The sequence below is a fragment of the Paenibacillus violae genome (genome assembly GCF_032461945.1).
In the GTDB taxonomy this organism is placed as follows: Bacteria; Bacillota; Bacilli; order Paenibacillales; family NBRC-103111; genus Paenibacillus_E; species Paenibacillus_E violae.
The window spans coordinates 518,285-535,950 of sequence record NZ_JAWCUD010000003.1; the positions used below are offsets into that span (position 1 = coordinate 518,285).

Below are 17,666 nucleotides of genomic sequence, written 5' to 3' on the forward strand. Positions count from 1 at the left end.
GGTATTCATTCATTTCAACAAATTAGAGTGGAGGGATAATTACCGGAATGTTACCATCAGCTTCCCATCCAATCTCGACATAGGACAAATACCAAGTTTCCCCGTTATCGTTGTTGCCTTGAAAGAACAAATAAGTGCGCTGATCTTCATCTTCGAATAGATATGGATGACCTGACTCACTAGAATTCCAGCTGCCCGGTTCGCCATTCGGCAAAAGAGGCTCTGAAAACAGCCTTTGAAAATGCACTCCGTCTTCGCTTACCGCACATCCTATTTGCTGCGGCCAATTATTATAGGCACCCGCATAAAACATAAATACTTTGCCATTCCGCTTACACGTCGCGGCCGCTTCGATACATTGCCCCTCCCAAGGAAGCTCGGGCTTAAGGATTGATTGGTCACAAGCTTGAGTCCATGCGCCTGCTCCAAAGTCAGAATCAAGTGGCGCTGTTGCCACACCCTGCATTTGAATTTCACCCTTGGGATCGCGCGTCGCAAAATAAAGGAACAGCTTATCCTGGTGAATAATAACATCGGCATCGATAGCTCTACCGTTATTCCACTCACCTGTTGGCGAAAACACGGGGTTCGACTTATTTCTCTCAAAATGCAGCCCGTCTTCCGAAACGGCGTGACAAATCGCATCCTTTGGGAAGTTCCCGTAGGTTTGATAGAACAAATGAATGCTTCCGTTCAATACAATAGCCCCGGGAGCACATATTCCGTTGATTTCATAAGGATGCTGCGCTGTCATTTCACCAACGCGTTCCCATTGCTCCAGATCATCGCTTACAGCAATACCTATGCCCCAGCCGTCCGGTTGACGCCCGTCTTCATAGGAAGGAATGGAATAATACATCCAATACTTTCCTTTAAATTTTACAACAGCCGGATCTTTAGCGTATGGCTTTCCCCTGGAATGATCAGCATAGTACATCATTTTTCATTCTCCTTTTTCTGGATAAATTATACATTGGTACAGTATAGCATTTATCCGAAAATTCTATCAAATAGTTTTTCCCGCGTCCCGCTTTGGAAATGTAATTTCGTCAATTAACAGCAGCCCGCTTTGACGAAGTCTTTCACCCAAAGCAAGAACTTCCTCAATATCATTCACACAAAAAGGACTGCCCTGCCGAAAATCTTGGAAGAGTAGCTCCTAAATTGGCGATATTACCAAATAGCAACCGCGTTGTAAAGCTGGCAAAAAGCGCTACCGTGCACTGTGTCACGATATAGGACAAACCATCCCGAAAAGAGATATCCGTCGGCACCATAAACCAACTGCAGGATTAAAATTAATTAATAGGTTCCCAAATAAGCTAGCAGCCTGATGTTATTGTGCTAACGTGTCCCGTTAGTTCAGCCAACTTTACTCGAAAAAGACAAATGTATTTTCAAGTCCAATCATAGCTTTAAGAGTTTTTCCTAATGAATAATGGCTTGGTGTATGTTTCTTAACAACACAAAGAATATTTCCTGCCTTGCCTTGTGTGAGGTTCGTTAGCTGAAGATGTTCGTCGTTATCAAAGATGAATGACACTAAATATTCGTAATAGTCGTGATTCTTATTTGAAACATTCAAACCAACATTGTAAATTCTTACTTTTGTCCCAGCCCAAATCTTTTCATTATCGCTTATGTTACGTAATGGAATCCAATCTGCTCTCTGCATGCACCTACACCTCTAAAGACTGAACTATCGTTTCAGCGAATGTCCAAGTTTCCTAAATACATAAACAATTAACTTCTAATAATTTCTTCAGAGTTCTTTTGCTCAAATTTTTTCATATTATTCACTACCTCTAACCCTGATCCGAACACAATATCATGATGATTAACGCATAATAGCCAATCGTATTTTTTGGAAACTAAGTAATGATCCCTCAGATGCATAAGTTCAGGAATAACACTATTAACTATGTTGCTAATCAATCTTTTACTTTTATTCAATTCAAATTAAAAAATCTTCGTTTAGCCTTTCTCGACTGCTTAATTGTAGCTCTAACTACATGTCTGCTCCTTATTCTACACTAGCTGCGTGGCTGCTGTTTCCATATTTACTTTGGTCTTGCTTTGCAACTTATTTAGCTTGGACCATCTATAAGCTCAATTCATAGCCACGCTCGTACAGTATGAAAAAAGGCTCATGCACGATTGCATGAGCTCTAGACTAAGTTTAGCCAGATATTTACCATCCTTTTAAGGGCCGGGGCTGATGATAGGTATTACTACTATGTTTTGAAGTACTCCTTACAGGACTGGATACATCCCATTACACATCTATATTACGCCCCTTCCATTTAACAGTACGTAGAATATATGTCTGAAATAAAGAATAAACGAATGTTGCGCTGAAAAATAAAAACAAAATCGGATGAAACAAAAATATATACCGACTGAAATTGCCACATCGGCGGGCAAACTGTATCGTTTGCAAGACATATGTCAAATACAAGGTGCTGCTTAAGATCATCGCTGTTAAGCTATTTGCCGAGATGGACGAAATCAGTGCTCCTGTAGTCATAAAACTACCGGAAATCCAAATAATGGTCATCAACATTACGAACGGATGCGTTGATTTTGATCCAACAGCAAAACTTTTACACCACCCCTCTACAAGGCTTTTAATTCCCTCAGGGTACATGCGAAAAGAAACGATGCCTTTTCCGCCCATACAATGAACAGGTAGGTTTTTATCCATAAAGGCCTGCCCGAGTGCCAGATCATCCAATACGGCACCCAGAATTTTTTGGTGCCCCCCCGTAAATAAATATTCCTCTTTATTGCATAGTAGGCACGGACCAAATGAACCTGCAGTTTTGAACCTGGGCCCCCAGAAAGAATATACATTCATTCCAACAATAACAATTATGTTAAAAATCGCCGAAAGATTTTCATATAATCGATGCACGGTATGATAAGGCTGTAGAGATAAAATCCCTTTAGCACCTTTTTGTTGGTAGAAACTGAGCAAACAAATCAGGCTTTCTGCATTCATTAGCGATGTATCTGCATCTAAGAAAAGGAGCCATCTCCCTTTAGCGTGGAGCGCACCATGCCAACAAGCCATGGATTTACCTGAGCCTGAGTCGACTGCCTTGTTTTGTAGAACTTTTGCACCGAAACTCTCTGCAATCGTAGCAGTATGATCTGTTGAATGATCATCAACGACTAGAACTTCAAATGACTGAAACGATTGGTTTTGTAACGATTGTAGCAGAGGAGAAATTCGACCCGATTCATTTCTGGCTGGAATAATGATTGATAAATATGGCAACTGATTTACTTTCTTCCTTGTTTGAAGAAGCGGCAAAGACCAGAACATCATAACGCCAACTAGAACAGCCAAGGAACCAATAATAAGATTAAGCCCTTCAGAGCCTGTCATGGAATTTCCTCCTCAAGAGGTTAGCGCAGGATTTTGCTCGTGCATGCATTACTTCCCAGAATAGTCGTATATAATCCCTTGGTCATCATGAATCAGTTCCTGCGCTGTAATTTTAGCTGACAACAACACAATCGGAACTCCTGCGCCCGGATGAGTGCTGCTGCCCGTAAAGTACAGATGCTCACAATCTTTTGCTTTGCTTTGCGGACGCATATGGTTGCTTTGAGACAGGACGGGCATTAAACCGAAAGTGGCACCATGATAGGCATTGAACTTCGATTCGAAATCAAGCGGTGTAATATAGGTTTCCGTAACAATTTCTTGATCAATATTTTCAAACCCGCTTATCTTTCTTAACGTATTTAAAATGTAGGATCGGTAGTCACGAATCGTGTCCTCATTCCATGTATACTTGGCCGTGACTAGATTGGACACCGGCATCAATATGTATAAGCCATCTTTTCCATCGGGCGTAAGCGAAGCATCCATTTTCGAAGCGATATAGACATAGAAGGAAGCTTCGGTCAGTTTATTTCCGGCAAAAATGTCATGCAGATTTTTTTTGAGATCTTTATTAAAAATAAAATTATGTACGTGCTCTATCTCGTCATATTTTCTGTCCATACCTAGATATAAAAGAAAACAAGAACAGGAGTATTTCATGTTATCAATCTTTTTGTCTGTGTATTTACCTTTAGCGGCATGGTCTTTCACCAGTTTTTTTATCGCGTAGGGAAAGTCTGCATTACATACGACATAATCCGCGGAAACCTTCTCACCGTCTACGATAATGCCAGTCGCTTTTTTATTTTGAATGCTTATTTCCTGCACGTTTTTGTTGTAGAGAATAGTGCCCCCCAGTTCTTTAAAGAGCTTCTCCATAGACTGAGCCATCGTGTACATGCCACCTTTAATAAACCATACGCCATATAGAAATTGAAGCATGGGAATCATGGTGTAAAACGAAGGACTTTTAAAAGGTGAAATGCCAATGTACAAGGTCTGAAAGCTGATCAGCTGTTTTAGTCGTTCATTTTTCAAATATTTGCTCATAAAATGATCTGCTGTGTCCAACGTCTTCAATTGAAGTGCTTTTTTCAACATGGGCAGGTTGTAAAAATCACGGGATTTACGAAAGGGTCTTTGGATAATGCTCTTCTTTGCAAGCATAAAGCGTTTATAAATCTCGTTTAAATAAAGAAAGAAACCCTCCATGTCCTCCTCGCTGATTTTTTCTATCGTCTTCGCCAGTTGCACCAGATCAGAGGAAATATCGAACGTCTCATCGGGGGTATCACTGTAGTAAACCCGATACATTGGGTCCAATCTCTCCATGGGAATATAATCATCAGGATTACGGCCGCAAAGTTCAAAAATCTCCCTGTACAATTCCGGCATCATGACGATTGTTGGTCCTAAATCAAACTTGTAGCCACCTGTTTCAATTCGATTCATTTTCCCGCCCGGTAAGGATTCTTTCTCATAGATTTCAACCCGGTAACCGGCGTGCTGCAATCTTATTGCAGTAGCAAGCCCGGCGACACCTGCACCGATCACAATCACTTTCTTGTCCATTTGAAATATTCCCCCTTCCTATCGACTTGTTGATAATGTGATCGCATCAATGCGTCCGCGGTTATAACGCTGTACGATAATAAATGGCAAGTTGAACATTACCGCGTAGAGAATCATGATCCAACCTGCCCATATGGGATTCCATATAAAAAATAAGGGAGCAGGCACAATTGAAAGCCAGTGAGTCATTTCTGCCCGTCTGGTTTCTGCGGCGAACACTTTCAAGTCATCTATGCTAGTGCCGTGCAATTTCTTTTTTTCATATCCTTTTTTTAATATCACAGTCCCGTCGACAAGACGCCCTTTCCAGCTTTTTACGCGAAATATCCGTTGCCATACCTTCCCCGATTTCTCCCAGACGAACGTTCGAAACCATGCACTTTCTTTCAAAAAGAAAGACAAGGGCAGTTTTAAGCACAAAACCGACACGAATATATGAAAAAAAGCCCAGGCGAAAATGTCAATCATTACAGTCCATATGACAGGTAACGATAATGGTGGCACAGCAATCCTCCTCCATACAGTCCATCTTCTCTCTTATAAAAGCCATTTTCTGAATTTCTTCACAATGTGCAGGTTCTGATCCGAATATGGCGGAAATTTACCTGGTACAGTCAAGTAGCGGTATACGTTGTATGCTGTCTTCTCGTAGCTGAACGCTTGAAAACCTGCCTTGCCGTGATAACTGCCATGTCCGCTTCGCCCTACACCGCCAAATGCAACATGCGGATTTGCACCGTGCTGGATGACTTGATTGATGCTGATGGTTGTCGATCGCATGTGATTTTCCAATAGCTTGATGCATGGCTTATGCTTACTAAATATATACGCGACCAATGCATCACGCTGGATCACCTGTTGATGTAATAAGGATTCCAGGTTTGCATAGGGAATGACAGGGAGAATCGGACCGAAAATTTCATCATGCCAAATGGGACTCTCACTTGGAATATCTGTTAATACGGTTGGGGCTATGAATAATTCCTCCGCATTATAATCGCCCCCGAACCTTATTTTGCCCTGTGTGAGGACATGGAGCAGTTTTTCAAAATGTGCACGATTACAAATTCTTCCATAGTCTTTACTCTCCTTAGCATGATCCCCGTAAAACGACAAAAGTACTGCTGCAATTTCCGAAAGTGTTTTTGCGTATATCGATTCGTGTACAAAGAGCGTATCCGGTGCAATACACGTCTGTCCTGCATTAAGAAATTTTCCCCACACGATTTCGCGAATCGCCTCAGGGGAGTACCCTGTTTCATCCAATATACAAGGATTTTTGCCTCCTAGCTCCGTTATGACAGGTATAAGCTGTTTGGCCGCCTGCTGGGATACTGCCTTTCCCGTCTCTTGACTTCCCGTAAAAAAAATGAGATTAAACGGCCGTGAAATTAACTGTTTTGCAGTCTGCACATCCCCGGGAACAACCGTCAGAACTTCGGGCGAAAAGGTTTGACTAATCACCCTTTGTAGCAGTTTACTTGTAGCCGGCGCGTACTCCGATGGCTTAATGACGCAGCGGTTTCCAGCTGCAATCGCGCTGATGGCTGGCATTAAGGCAAGCTGAAGCGGATAATTCCATGGACTGATGATAAGAACACTTCCGAAAGGGCTCCGCTTTTTGCGAATAGTCTCGATGTATCCAAATTTACTATGAATGGAACGCTCTGAGCGCATCCACTTTGTTAATGACCGACATACGTAGTCAATCTCATTCAACAAAAGTGCTATTTCGAATGAGAAAGCTTCAAATGCTGGCCTTCTCATATCGGTCACTAAGGCTTCAATAAGTGCTGCTTCCTGATCTACAAGCAACCGTTTCAATTTCAAAAGCGTTTTCTTTCGTTCTCTCACGGTAGGAACTGCATTTGAAATCATATCGTCTTGCTGCTTTTCCAATAATGACTGCAGACCAGTACTATCCTGTTGAGCCATTGTCCGCATCCCTTCGCACGATGATATCCCGTACTTGCTGACCGCTTAATGTAACCATAGGCATTCCGCTGCCCGGGTTTACCGTCCCACCGACAAAGTAAAGATTGTCATAGCGCGTGCTTTGTTTTGGATGCTTGAAGCCTTTATTTTTTTTTCGATCCGAGAGCGTTCCGTAAATGGCGCCACGGTCGGTACCATAGGCACGTTTAATGTCTTCAGGTGTCCATACGTCCCTTGTCACAATGTTATCGCGCAAACCTTCAAGTCCCATTCTCTCCAATTTTATTAATACCCGTTCTTCAAAACGCTCGTAATCTTGTGGTGTAAACGGCTTATCCTGAATGTAGGGAATATGGGGCAATACTTTTAAATTCTCATGCCCTTCGGGCGCTTGAGTAGGATCCGTTTTATTGACATTCACCAGATAAATGACCGGGTCATCCGGCAATTCATGCCGGTGAAATATTTTGTCCATTTGCTGTTTCATATTTTCTGCGAAGAAAAAATTGTGATGGGCAAGCTGGGGATACGCTTTCTTCACCCCCAGGTGTAGGACAAGCCCAGAACTTGCAGGTTCGTATTTCGTTTTCAACTTTTGGATAAAACGCTTTTCTTCCTGTAACAGTTGCTCATAGAACGGAATGACTTCCATATTGGAAATATAGTGATCAGCCGACAATTCCATTCCATCTTCCAGCACTGCCCCTGTAATACTGCCTTCTTTCTTATGGAGCTGAACAATCCGTTTTCCAGTATGAATCGACACGCCTATTTCTTTCGCCAACTGCACTAAACCACGGGCAAGCATGTGCATTCCACCAGGAACATACCATACGCCTTGTTGATGCTGCATATAGATCATCATATTTAATACAGCCGGCGCATCATAAGGTGAAGACCCTACATACTTGGTGAAATAGGAAAGCATAACCCGCAGATCCCGATCGCTTATTCGCTTCGCAATGGACTTATGTACCGTTGAAAACAAATCAAAGTTCTTCAGTGCATTGAACACGCCATTATATCGTGCGATATCTTTCGTATTATCAGCACCATGATTAAAGTATCCAAGCTCTGTCATCGTATAAAGTTTTTTGGAATATTCGAGTAGATTCTTGTATTCGGTCATATCCTGCTCATTCAGTGATGGATTCTTCGCTTTCATTACTCCCATATCGTCATGCAGATCAATCATATTGCCACTCGGAAAAAAAGATCTCCACTGATGCTTCAGTTTCATAGTAGGGACGTAATCATCCATATTTTTACCGCTGGCAGCAAATAATTTTTGAAAGACATGCGGCATCGTTAGAATGGATGGACCGAGATCAAACCCGAAGCCATCTTGCTCGAGCCGATTCAATCGACCTCCAATATGATGGTTCTGTTCGTATAAAGAAACACTATAGCCGCTTTGCTGAAGAGATATGGCAGCCGATAAGCCTCCAAGCCCGCCTCCGATTATAAGTACGCTTTTATTTATCGACAACTTACACAACACCTTTCAGCAATTTAAGAGCAATTGTAAACAGCAGCACTGATTTTAATCATATTTTCCTTGGTTACAAAGTTGCGCTTTGAGAAACAGTCATAATTATTACTTCGGACAGCGTCCAATATGCCTCTGTACATGCCAACAGACAGTAAGAGAGGCATCTTGCTGTCATCGTCGTAAAGATCTATGCTGCTGTAGGAAAGGTTATATAAGGATTCAGCGCGTTCAGCGAGTCTCTCCCACAGGCGAACAAAATTCTCATTTATGAGACCATGCCGCAAATCCTTTTGGGTATACCCGGATCGCTCCATTTCTTCTTCGGGCAAATAGATCCGTTCCTTGGTATGAAGATCTTCACCGATGTCTCGCAGAATGTTCGTTATTTGCATGGCGGTTCCCAGGTCTATGGCTGATGGACGCAGCTCCTCCGCTGATCTTGATGCAAGGACCGGCAGCAGCATCAAGCCTACCGAACCAGCAACATAGTAACTGTAGCTTTCAAGCTCATGCATGTTTTGGGGAATGGTAAAATTCATATCCATCCATTGCCCTGTCAGTTGATCGTAAAAAGGTTGGATGTCCATGTTATAATCCGTAAAAACTTGTCTGAGCGCACGCCATAGTGGATGATCCAATTCTGCATGTGTCCTGAATAAATCTAGATCTTTCTTTAATCGCTGAAGAGATTCGAGCTTTTCAACAAACGGTTGGTTTGAATCTGCACAGTCATCTGCAGTTCTACAAAAAGCATAAATGGCATATACTGCATTTGCTTTTTCTTTGGGAAGTTGCGAAAATGCGTAGTAAAAACTTTTGGAATGTTTCTTAATAATCGTTTCACAATACGCAAAATCGGCTTGCAACCGAGCTGAGTCCATATTGACCACCTCTTGATCCTTCAAATACCGAGTGGTAATTTGATCCATTTTAATATGAATCCCTTTAGTAAGAAGATTTTCCAAACAATCAACTAAATAAGCCCTGTTATGTTCAGGATAAATAGGACTGTCCCATTGCCAAAATAGCTTAAAGTGGTTAGAGGTATAAGGCTCGCATTGCTTGCCGCGATACAGGGGATTCTCCCAATTTTTATCTACGCAGAATCCGCGTTTCTTCATTTCAACCATCACGATAACATGGTAAGAAAAAAGTCGCTCAGGCTCGTAAGCAAAAACATAATTCACCGTTGAATGGGGCTTCCCCCACCCATTTCCACGTAAAGCGCAACATTCTCGATGCTGCCCAAGCAATTGTTGTCTCGGTAAAAAAGAAATAAGGGATTCATGCCATAATCTCATCGATATCTCCTAACCAGCAGTAGGCGGTCGGTTAACCTAAGCTTCGGGGTGTTGGGATTGAGCATTTCTTTTTCAAAGCCTACAGGATCTATTGTCATCTTCCGCATACCTCCTGAAGGATCAAAAAAACTATACAATAATTATACATATTCATGTCAGATCTGTCTATATTCCATTGATTTCGCCTAAAACCAGACCAAAAACCACCTAAACGAATAATATCATTGAATTATTTACAAAATTCAAGCGCAATTGATATAATAAACCTATACAAAGCATATACAAATCATATCGAAAATCGATGAGAGAACCACAGAAACGTCCAACAATAATTTTAGGTGAACTATCAAGGATCAATTATTCGCGCGACTGCAAAAGCAAGAGCAGCTTATGCTCTTGCTCATCTCTCGGGGCAGTTCTGGGCTCGCTTCGTGACTTTCAACGAAACATTCCGTCATGGCAACTAATGGCCACCGTCGCGGCGTTGCTATGGAGCTGCGGTACGGCTGCACGCCTCAAGTTGTTACGAACATTGTCTTTCAAGGAGTTAGCCTAAGCCCGATTCGTATTTGCAATTCCGTTCCTTCTAGCGCTATTATTATTCCATGATTCCTTGGAGCATCCATTATCTATACTGCCGTGCTTATCCTATCATTTGCGATTAAGCCTTCTGCTGATTTGCGCTTTGGTAATCGTCACAAAAACTGTTGCTTTTACTGGCAGTACCTTCAGATACGTTATCTGAAGGCTGGATTTCATATTTAGAATCAATAGTTCCACTTAATAATTTTTGTAGCTGTGATGAGTGAGTGGAGGGCAAAAACGAGATGTACAGTATTAAAAAGGTATCTGAAATAGTAGGTATTTCTGTAGTTACCATAAGGGCCTGGGAAAATCGCTATCATATTATATCGCCTACTCGAACAGACGGGGGGCATCGAAATTACAACGAAGCAGATATCGAGATATTAAAATGGCTTAAAGATGAGATGAACAACAAGCACATTAAAATTAGCGAAGCTGTTAGTATATTAAAACAAAGAGAGAGCTCAATTGCGAATAGAGGGAAAAATGCCTCTATAAACAAATTTACTTATCATGATGACCTCATTGATAAACTTTATCAAAGTCTAGTAGACCTAGATGGAGAAAAGGCGAATACGCTTATTGATTTTGCCTTTTCATTGTTTCCCTTTGAAACTGTGTTTCATAACATTTTAACTCCCGTGCTTTGCCGGATAGGCGAACAATGGGAGTCTGGGGTAGTAAAAGTTGCCCAGGAACATTTCGCATCAGAACTTATACTTGCAAGATTTCAACAATTCTTTAGGATATTGCCTATTCGATATAACAATCCTAGAGTGATCGCTTTCTGCCCTGAAGGAGAACTACATCATATAGGTCTGATGTTATTTTCTTTATTTTTGCGCAAAAGAGGCCTAGAGGTAATCTATCTAGGTCCCAATACACCTTATTCGGGACTTATGGATATCATAGAAAAGAAAAATATATCTATTGTTGCTGTTTCTTTAAGTAGTTCTACCCTTACTGCAGAACTGGACGACTGGATAACAATCTGCAAAGAACGATTCCCAAAGATCAAATTCGTACTAAGTGGGCGTAAGTTAGACTTATTTCCTCCATCCTTATCGCCGTATGTTATAACTGGAAATTATGAAGACTGGGAGAAATGGTTCGCGTCAATAGTAAATAATTCGAATATCTAACGAGCTTATTGATACCTCTTAGCGCGTTGCTCCACGTACGGATTATTTAACTGCTATCGAATAAAAGTTATTTACCACATTTGCGGCGCATAACCAAATAGTTTTACTGGCGGATGGCAATCTGATTTTTTGAGACTTTTAAATTTTATTTATATCTGATGTAGTTAGACCTGTTGGGGTTGTTTGAAACGAAATACTAAACTAAAACCGAAGTGAGGGGTTCTAAGTGGTCAACAAAAGGGTGTACCACGAAGTGCGAGAAATTGACCAAAAGGTGTTTCCTGTTGCTTGGTATGCAGTAGCGTGGTCAAAGGATCTGGACAAAATCCCAATTAAACGTAGATTGCTTGGGAAAGATCTCGTTTTGTATCGTGACCGTGCCCGTAACGTTATTGCCATGCACGCTTATTGTCCGCATCGCGGTGCTGATTTGTCGCTCGGGTCATGCCGCGATGGACAATTGGTCTGTCCATATCATGCATGGAGGTTCGATACCGACGGAAGATGCATCGATATCCCAGCTCACCCCAATCGTCCCATTCCCGCGTTTGCCCATACGTTTACCTATCCTGTCACAGAACGCGCTGGACTGGTGTGGGTGTATCCGAAAGCAAATGATACAGGCAATGCTGCTGCAGAAATACCCGACCTGCTTATTTTCCCCGAACTCGATGATTCGAAGTATACCGCTGCCCCATACGCAGCTATATGGCGAGCGCATCTTACGCGAGTCATTGAAAGTGTTATCGATGTTGCACATGTACCGATCGTACATCGTGCGTCCATTGGAAAAAAATCAAAGGAAGAGATTCAAATCACCTTCGAGGCCGACGGGGAGCATATCCACGTGAAAAATGGTAACGGTTTGCTTCATTATCAATTTCCGCAGCAATGGATTTTAACACTCCCCAATCAGACGAGAAACAAAATTTTCAACTACGTCACCTTCACTCCCATTGATGAAAATAAGACCGCAATTTTCGGTTTGGCAGGGCGAAACTTTGCAAAATCTGTCCCAGGCATGAATACGATTTTTTCCAGATACAGCGCCAAGGTACTGGAAGAGGACCGTACGATTGTCGAGAGTCAGCATCCAAGACCAATTCCAGAGGCGTTACGTATGGAAGCGCATGTACCTGCTGACGGCCCTCAAGTGAGGTTTCGGCAGCGGTGGTACGATTTTCTCACTGGAGATGAACAGAAGATTAAACTTGATGGACTTCGTTATGATGCAGAATATCATTAAAATTGCTAAGACATTATTTCTTGGCATTTAATATACAAGAAAAAGGTACAGCCTCCTCAGTTTTTTTTGAGGGGCTTACCTTTTTTTAGATCTAAGGGACTTTTCAAGGGCCTCTGAATTCCCAGCGGGTTTGTTTCCATTGACGTATGTTCGTTCCAGTTTCATGTAATGCGGACCGAGCTCGGCAAGCGCAAGCTCTTCCACAGTACTATAGCCTTGGCAGACGTCGTCAAGCGCGTTATTGAAAACTTTTCTTCTTGTAAAACGCCAGATTACGCTTCAAATGCGCCACATCCTCCGTTTTCTTGGTTTCGATGACTTCAAAGACAAAGAGCGCAGGGTCCCACCTTAACGGTTGGCTAGTTCGACCTTGGACCTTAAGCCAAATTCCGGCGAATAGATGGATGTCGGTATAAAATTAAGAAATGTCTTGTTACGGAGGGACGCTGCTTCTTCAACCGCTTTCAACCTGCATAGCCGATCCAGTGCGTACAGCCTCCCTCTTGTTTTCGCAGAAGTGATCGTTGCAAAAATCCAGAAGCTCACGAGCCCCAAACTCCTTGATCGTCAGCGAGCATTCACCTGCCTGATACAAGGCGTTTCTGATTCGTATCAGGTTTGCTACAGGGGGAAGCATCACGTTGTTGCGCACCCCTTCGGCTTTGAATTCTATTAGTAGTTCACCCAGTCCATAGCCAAGGCAGCTCATTGGTCTTCCACATCTGATTATCGGCCTGTCCTTTTAAGTCAAAATCAACTTCATCTCTTTCGCTTGCCCGTCAAGATCATGTGCGGCTTCCCCGATACCCTCAAAAGCTTCAACGGCTTGCTGAATCCGTCTTCGACTTTCTTCCGCAGCTGTTCGAGAGCGTTTCGTGCTTTCTCCAATCTCTCGGACGCGAGTCTCGATGCCTTCGACATATGCGTTCGCTTCGCGGGTAGCCTGTTCAACCTGGGCGGCCAGTTTGCGAATTTCGCCTGCGACTACTGCAAATCCGCGGCCGTACTCCTTCGCGTGAGCCGCTTCAATTGCCGCGTTCAAGGCAAGGAGATTCGTTTGGGAGGATATGTCCTTAATCAGCCTTACGATTCCGCGAATTGAATCGGATTGACGCTCCAGCTGCAGCAAAATTACCATATTCTCCTCGGAAATGGCTGCTACGCTGTCAACGGATTCCTTGATCTGCTTGCTGCTTTCCTTGCCTTCTTGGGCCCGACTCAGCAGCTCGTCGGACATCCGCAGCAGGTTTCCTGTCAGTCGGGTAGCCAGTTGCTCGCGTGCATCAATGTTCGTTGCAATCTTGAGTACACTAACAGGGATGCCCTTATCCCCGATAATTGGCATATAGGTCGCTTCAAGCCAGATAAGACGACCGTCTTTGCGGACCCTTTGAATTTTATCCTGAAAGGTTTTCCCACATCGCAAGCTTTCCCACAGTTTGAGATACTCCGGGCTGCTTCGAAATGCCGGCGTACAGAAAGAGGCATGTCGCATTCCCTTCATTTCCGATGGCTGATAGCCCATGGATTGGGCAAAGTGTTCGTTGACCCAGAGTACCTTGCCATCTGTGTCGAATTCAATCATGGCTAAAGAGCTTTCAATAGCAGCCAGCACAGTTTGAAGCTTCTTATCTTCATGTACATCGATCAAGGAAGTCACCTCTATTAGTTAATGGGGGATGTTTATTGTTTTGTATAGATTTTCTAATTATAATTGTACATAAACTATACAAAAATAACAAGATCATTCCTGATCTATTAAATTAAACGAGTGTAACCATTCAAACCATCGTCATTTTGTATCGATTGTGTATAATTAAGTGGAGGAGGAAAAGAAATCATGTATAGTATGAAGAAAGCGTCCGAATTGCTGGGTATCCCTGTGGTAACCATTCGGGCCTGGGAGAACCGTTACGGGGTTATATCTCCGAGCCGCAGTGATGGCGGGCACCGTATCCTAAGTGAAGAAGATCTGTCAAGGCTTCGATTCTTGAAGCGACAAATAGAGGAAAACGGACTGAAAATTAGCGCGGCAGCGAGGCTTCTGCAGAGCGATTCTGTCTCTGAGGAACTGCCCACAGATCGGCCCGAGTCAATCCGCGCCTATGACGGCCTTGTCGAGAAGCTGTATCTCGATTTAATTCAATTCCATTCCGCTCAAGCGGACGAAACAATAGATCTTGCATTTGCTTTATACGACCTTGAGGAAGCATTCCAGCGGATTATTGCTCCCATCATGTACCGGATTGGAGCAGATTGGGAGGCAGGAACTATCAGTGTGGCTCAGGAGCATTTCACTTCAGAAACGATTATGCGAAGGTTGTCTGCACTTTTCCGGGTTTTCCCCGTAAATCCGACTTTGCCTGTCGTACTCGCTTTTTGTCCCGAAGGAGAGCGCCACCATCTTGGACTGATGTGGTTCAGTCTCTTTTTGCGAAAGCGCGGGGCTGAGGTTTTGTATTTAGGACCTGATACACCATTGCAGGATCTGGATGGCATTCTTCGAAGCCATCCGGTGGGGTTTGTTGCCGCATCTGTGACGGACCGTCGACATGTGCAGAAGCTTATGGCATGGATCGATGCTACCAGACGAAGCTATCCCGGACTACGGTTTCTTCTTGGGGGGGCTGCTTTCAGCTGCAGCGAATTGCGTCAAGAGAAGACTAATGTTCGTTATTTGGATCTTGAAGAATGGGAGAACTGGCAAAGCGATCAAACATAATCGGCGGCTCAGCGTGAGAATAAGTAGCAAGCTAGGTATATGTTTCGGTTTGCAATCATGTTCGAAATCAGTACGTGAGTTCTTTCAACATACGGCTTGCCGATGGCTGATTCCAAGTTGTACATTATCTTTCAAGCGAGGTCCTGCGGTGAAGTTGGTTTAAAAGTTGGTGCGCCCCTATTGCTAAGATCAATTTAATTTATAATATGCATAGAAATATGCTGCTGCATATTGGCCCACAGGAAGTGACAGAATCATCCTGCTGAAAATAAACAGAGCTCGGCTTAATCACGTTAAAGTTGATGGTTCTCGTGTGACTTCCCCCTTTGTGAAGTATGCCGTTCGTAGACTAGAGGAACTTAGGTTACTCCGTAACAATTGCAGCTAATTGCGGTGTATCCGGCCGTGCAGTAATAACGACTGTCACGAGTTTACCTTCCTCCATATCCTCTTTTTGACCGACGCCTTGGTGATTGTATATGTTAAATATTCCTCCTGAGGGCATTCTATAATAAAAATGGATGGGGAGGAACAATGTTGGAACAGAAATATGTTAGAGAGACTAGATGCTTCAAAACTTCAAGAGTGTTTCCGCTGGATGTCAATAACCACAACACGATGTTCGGCGGTAAGCTCATGTCCCTGATCGACGATATCGCATCTATTACGGCTTCCAAATTATGTCGGGTGACTGCAGTGACGGCTTCTACGGACTCCGTCGATTTTCTGAAACCGATCCGTCCGACGGATTATGTATCCTTGGAATCCTTCGTCACTTGGACGGGCAAAACATCCATAGAAGTTTTCGTCAAAGTTATTACGGAAGATTTGCGCACTGGAAAAAGGGATATAGCTGCAACTTCGTTTTTAACCTTCGTTGGACTTGATGAATGCAACAGTCCAATCCCTGTACCCAGAATCCTGCCAGAAACCGAAGAGGAACGAAAGCTATACGAGACTGCAAGCCACCGCGCGGAAATGCGTAAAACCAGAAGAGAAGCAAGTAAAAATTTCGCTCACTATTTGGTCACAAAGTATCCGTGGGAATGAACATATCTAGGAAAGGGGAAGAATAAATGACTAGTTTTCAAACAACTGTTGATGAAATGAATGAATACTCCTACATCTTAAAAAATGCATTATCCATGGAACTGAGAGTAGATAATTCGAAAGTGGATCACATCGTGGAAATCATGGAGAATCTAGGCTTTAAAGGTAAAAACTCATGGGCCTCCATGCAATTATCCGACCATACTGTAATTGAGTTTTGGAAAAAAGAGCTTATTAAATCCTGAGTTCTCCGATAATAACGGCACTATTCAGGAACCATAACTTGACTTCATAGCGTTGTAATTCTGTATCTTTGAGCTGTAGTAAATCTGGAATCAATATAAAAGATCAAATTCGGCGGCTGCAGTTGGCGAATAAACCTACATCTGAACGCGGTTGCTCAACTACGAAAGACCTCAATAAAGTTTTATCTCATCGAAAGTTGGATTTATGCTATTTTCTCGCACGATATCCAGACTGGACTCGCATATGATAAGGGTATACTTGCAGTAGAGGAATATAAAGGAGAAATTTTAATGTCTGAAGTCGTTCTTAGCTAGCAATTTCATAGTGAAACATGTTTTGCTTGGCGTACGCGAGTGAACCGGCAGGTTGCATGTGATGCTGTCATTAGTTTCTCCCTAAGCGGACTGGAAACGATTGTGGTTTCCAGTCCGCTTTTTTTGTACCTAAAAAGGAGGCATTCATTTGAAACTTTGTCGCGTGTCCGCAAAAAATAAACATACTCGACGACCGCATTCGTAAGAAACTCGACATTGCATTGTCCAAATACCACAGTTATTTGCAGGAAAGCATCGTCTCAACGAGAGGAGGCCGGTACGTGTTGCCCGTGAAGAAGGAATATCGCAATCAAGTTGGCGGTGCCGTGGACATCGAGCTCAATCCAACCGGGGATCTAGATGGTAATGCTCCCTGCCAAATGGAGGATTTTGGAGACGATCCCATTATCACCGCGATTTATGCACCTATGTTTGTGTCGCCGGATAATTTAATTTCTCACATGTGTATGTCCTTACTACTGGCGCACCGAATTTGTCTTTTGTTGTGTCATATCGAATTTCAACCTTATAATCGTTATATTTTAAGTCGTTAAAAATAGTATTACCCTCGATGCTATAATGAACCACTCGGAATTACCTTTTTTGTTAATAAAAGCATCCAATTTTCTACTATCATGGTGAGCGGATTTCAACTCATATAATATTG

The 17,666-nt window shown here is 42.8% G+C and carries 19 protein-coding genes; 7 read left to right on the forward strand and 12 right to left on the reverse strand.

Annotation, left to right across the window (positions count from 1 at the left end):
• Window positions 1-22: 22 nt before the first annotated feature.
• The 3 genes from RQP52_RS13455 to RQP52_RS36465 all read right to left on the reverse strand — a co-directional run bounded on the left by RQP52_RS13455 (window position 23) and on the right by RQP52_RS36465 (window position 1,896).
• A complete protein-coding gene (locus RQP52_RS13455) occupies window positions 23-940 on the reverse strand; it encodes a family 43 glycosylhydrolase (RefSeq protein WP_315952097.1) in 918 nt (305 codons plus the stop codon).
• Between the two features lie 432 nt (window positions 941-1,372).
• The gene (locus tag RQP52_RS13460) at window positions 1,373-1,675 is read right to left on the reverse strand and encodes a hypothetical protein (protein ID WP_315952099.1); all 303 of its coding nucleotides are present in this window, start codon (window positions 1,673-1,675) and stop codon (window positions 1,373-1,375) included.
• Window positions 1,676-1,743: 68 nt separating this feature from the next.
• The gene (locus RQP52_RS36465) at window positions 1,744-1,896 is read right to left on the reverse strand and encodes a DUF6756 family protein (RefSeq protein WP_379174460.1); all 153 of its coding nucleotides are present in this window, start codon (window positions 1,894-1,896) and stop codon (window positions 1,744-1,746) included.
• Between the two features lie 116 nt (window positions 1,897-2,012).
• Here RQP52_RS36465 and RQP52_RS13465 point away from each other — a divergent pair, with 116 nt between their 5' ends.
• A complete protein-coding gene (locus RQP52_RS13465; RefSeq protein WP_315952101.1) occupies window positions 2,013-2,120 on the forward strand; it encodes a tryptophan-rich sensory protein in 108 nt (35 codons plus the stop codon).
• 155 nt (window positions 2,121-2,275) lie between these two features.
• On the opposite strand, the gene RQP52_RS13470 is transcribed toward RQP52_RS13465, so the two are convergent.
• Genes RQP52_RS13470 through RQP52_RS13495 form a run of 6 tightly spaced genes read right to left on the reverse strand, consistent with a single transcriptional unit; the run spans window position 2,276 to window position 9,694 of the window.
• Entirely contained in the window at window positions 2,276-3,391 is a 1,116-nt protein-coding gene (locus RQP52_RS13470; RefSeq protein ID WP_315952102.1) for a glycosyltransferase family 2 protein, read from the reverse strand.
• 48 nt (window positions 3,392-3,439) lie between these two features.
• On the reverse strand, window positions 3,440-4,966 hold the full coding sequence (locus RQP52_RS13475) for a phytoene desaturase family protein (protein ID WP_315952103.1): 1,527 nt from the start codon (window positions 4,964-4,966) through the stop codon (window positions 3,440-3,442).
• An 18-nt stretch (window positions 4,967-4,984) separates the two neighbouring features.
• Window positions 4,985-5,470: a glycosyl-4,4'-diaponeurosporenoate acyltransferase CrtO family protein gene (locus tag RQP52_RS13480; RefSeq protein WP_315952104.1), complete on the reverse strand. Its 486-nt coding sequence runs from the start codon at window positions 5,468-5,470 to the stop codon at window positions 4,985-4,987.
• Between the two features lie 33 nt (window positions 5,471-5,503).
• Window positions 5,504-6,901, reverse strand: coding sequence for an aldehyde dehydrogenase family protein (locus tag RQP52_RS13485; protein ID WP_315952106.1), 1,398 nt, complete (start codon window positions 6,899-6,901; stop codon window positions 5,504-5,506).
• Window positions 6,885-8,390 carry a phytoene desaturase family protein gene (locus tag RQP52_RS13490; RefSeq protein ID WP_315952108.1) on the reverse strand — a complete coding sequence of 502 codons (1,506 nt, stop codon included), beginning with the start codon at window positions 8,388-8,390 and terminating at the stop codon, window positions 6,885-6,887. The genes RQP52_RS13485 and RQP52_RS13490 overlap by 17 nt, the downstream gene beginning before the upstream one ends.
• A 23-nt stretch (window positions 8,391-8,413) precedes the next feature.
• Window positions 8,414-9,694, reverse strand: a complete 1,281-nt coding sequence (locus RQP52_RS13495) for a TIGR02328 family protein (protein ID WP_379174459.1) — start codon at window positions 9,692-9,694, stop codon at window positions 8,414-8,416.
• Window positions 9,695-10,150: 456 nt separating this feature from the next.
• Between RQP52_RS13495 and RQP52_RS13505 the strand changes: the two genes are divergently transcribed.
• From RQP52_RS13505 to RQP52_RS13515, 3 genes are all read left to right on the forward strand, one after another.
• Window positions 10,151-10,303 carry a hypothetical protein gene (locus RQP52_RS13505; protein ID WP_315952109.1) on the forward strand — a complete coding sequence of 51 codons (153 nt, stop codon included), beginning with the start codon at window positions 10,151-10,153 and terminating at the stop codon, window positions 10,301-10,303.
• Window positions 10,304-10,521: 218 nt separating this feature from the next.
• Window positions 10,522-11,421 (forward strand): MerR family transcriptional regulator, encoded by a 900-nt coding sequence (locus RQP52_RS13510; RefSeq protein WP_315952110.1) that lies wholly within the window; start codon window positions 10,522-10,524, stop codon window positions 11,419-11,421.
• Window positions 11,422-11,647: 226 nt separating this feature from the next.
• Window positions 11,648-12,667: an aromatic ring-hydroxylating dioxygenase subunit alpha gene (locus RQP52_RS13515; protein WP_315952111.1), complete on the forward strand. Its 1,020-nt coding sequence runs from the start codon at window positions 11,648-11,650 to the stop codon at window positions 12,665-12,667.
• Between the two features lie 348 nt (window positions 12,668-13,015).
• On the opposite strand, the gene RQP52_RS13520 is transcribed toward RQP52_RS13515, so the two are convergent.
• Window positions 13,016-13,213, reverse strand: coding sequence for a hypothetical protein (locus tag RQP52_RS13520; RefSeq protein WP_315952113.1), 198 nt, complete (start codon window positions 13,211-13,213; stop codon window positions 13,016-13,018).
• A 196-nt stretch (window positions 13,214-13,409) separates the two neighbouring features.
• A complete protein-coding gene (locus RQP52_RS13525; protein ID WP_315952115.1) occupies window positions 13,410-14,318 on the reverse strand; it encodes a methyl-accepting chemotaxis protein in 909 nt (302 codons plus the stop codon).
• A gap of 189 nt (window positions 14,319-14,507) precedes the next feature.
• On the opposite strand from RQP52_RS13525, the gene RQP52_RS13530 reads away from it, so the two are divergent.
• The 3 genes from RQP52_RS13530 to RQP52_RS13540 all read left to right on the forward strand — a co-directional run bounded on the left by RQP52_RS13530 (window position 14,508) and on the right by RQP52_RS13540 (window position 16,684).
• Window positions 14,508-15,389 carry a MerR family transcriptional regulator gene (locus tag RQP52_RS13530; RefSeq protein ID WP_315952117.1) on the forward strand — a complete coding sequence of 294 codons (882 nt, stop codon included), beginning with the start codon at window positions 14,508-14,510 and terminating at the stop codon, window positions 15,387-15,389.
• Between the two features lie 537 nt (window positions 15,390-15,926).
• Window positions 15,927-16,439, forward strand: coding sequence for an acyl-CoA thioesterase (locus RQP52_RS13535; protein WP_315952119.1), 513 nt, complete (start codon window positions 15,927-15,929; stop codon window positions 16,437-16,439).
• A gap of 26 nt (window positions 16,440-16,465) precedes the next feature.
• Window positions 16,466-16,684: a hypothetical protein gene (locus RQP52_RS13540; RefSeq protein WP_157319068.1), complete on the forward strand. Its 219-nt coding sequence runs from the start codon at window positions 16,466-16,468 to the stop codon at window positions 16,682-16,684.
• Window positions 16,685-17,425: 741 nt separating this feature from the next.
• Here RQP52_RS13540 and RQP52_RS36470 read toward each other — a convergent pair.
• Entirely contained in the window at window positions 17,426-17,587 is a 162-nt protein-coding gene (locus RQP52_RS36470) for a DUF4362 domain-containing protein (RefSeq protein WP_379173835.1), read from the reverse strand.
• Window positions 17,588-17,666 lie beyond the last annotated feature (79 nt).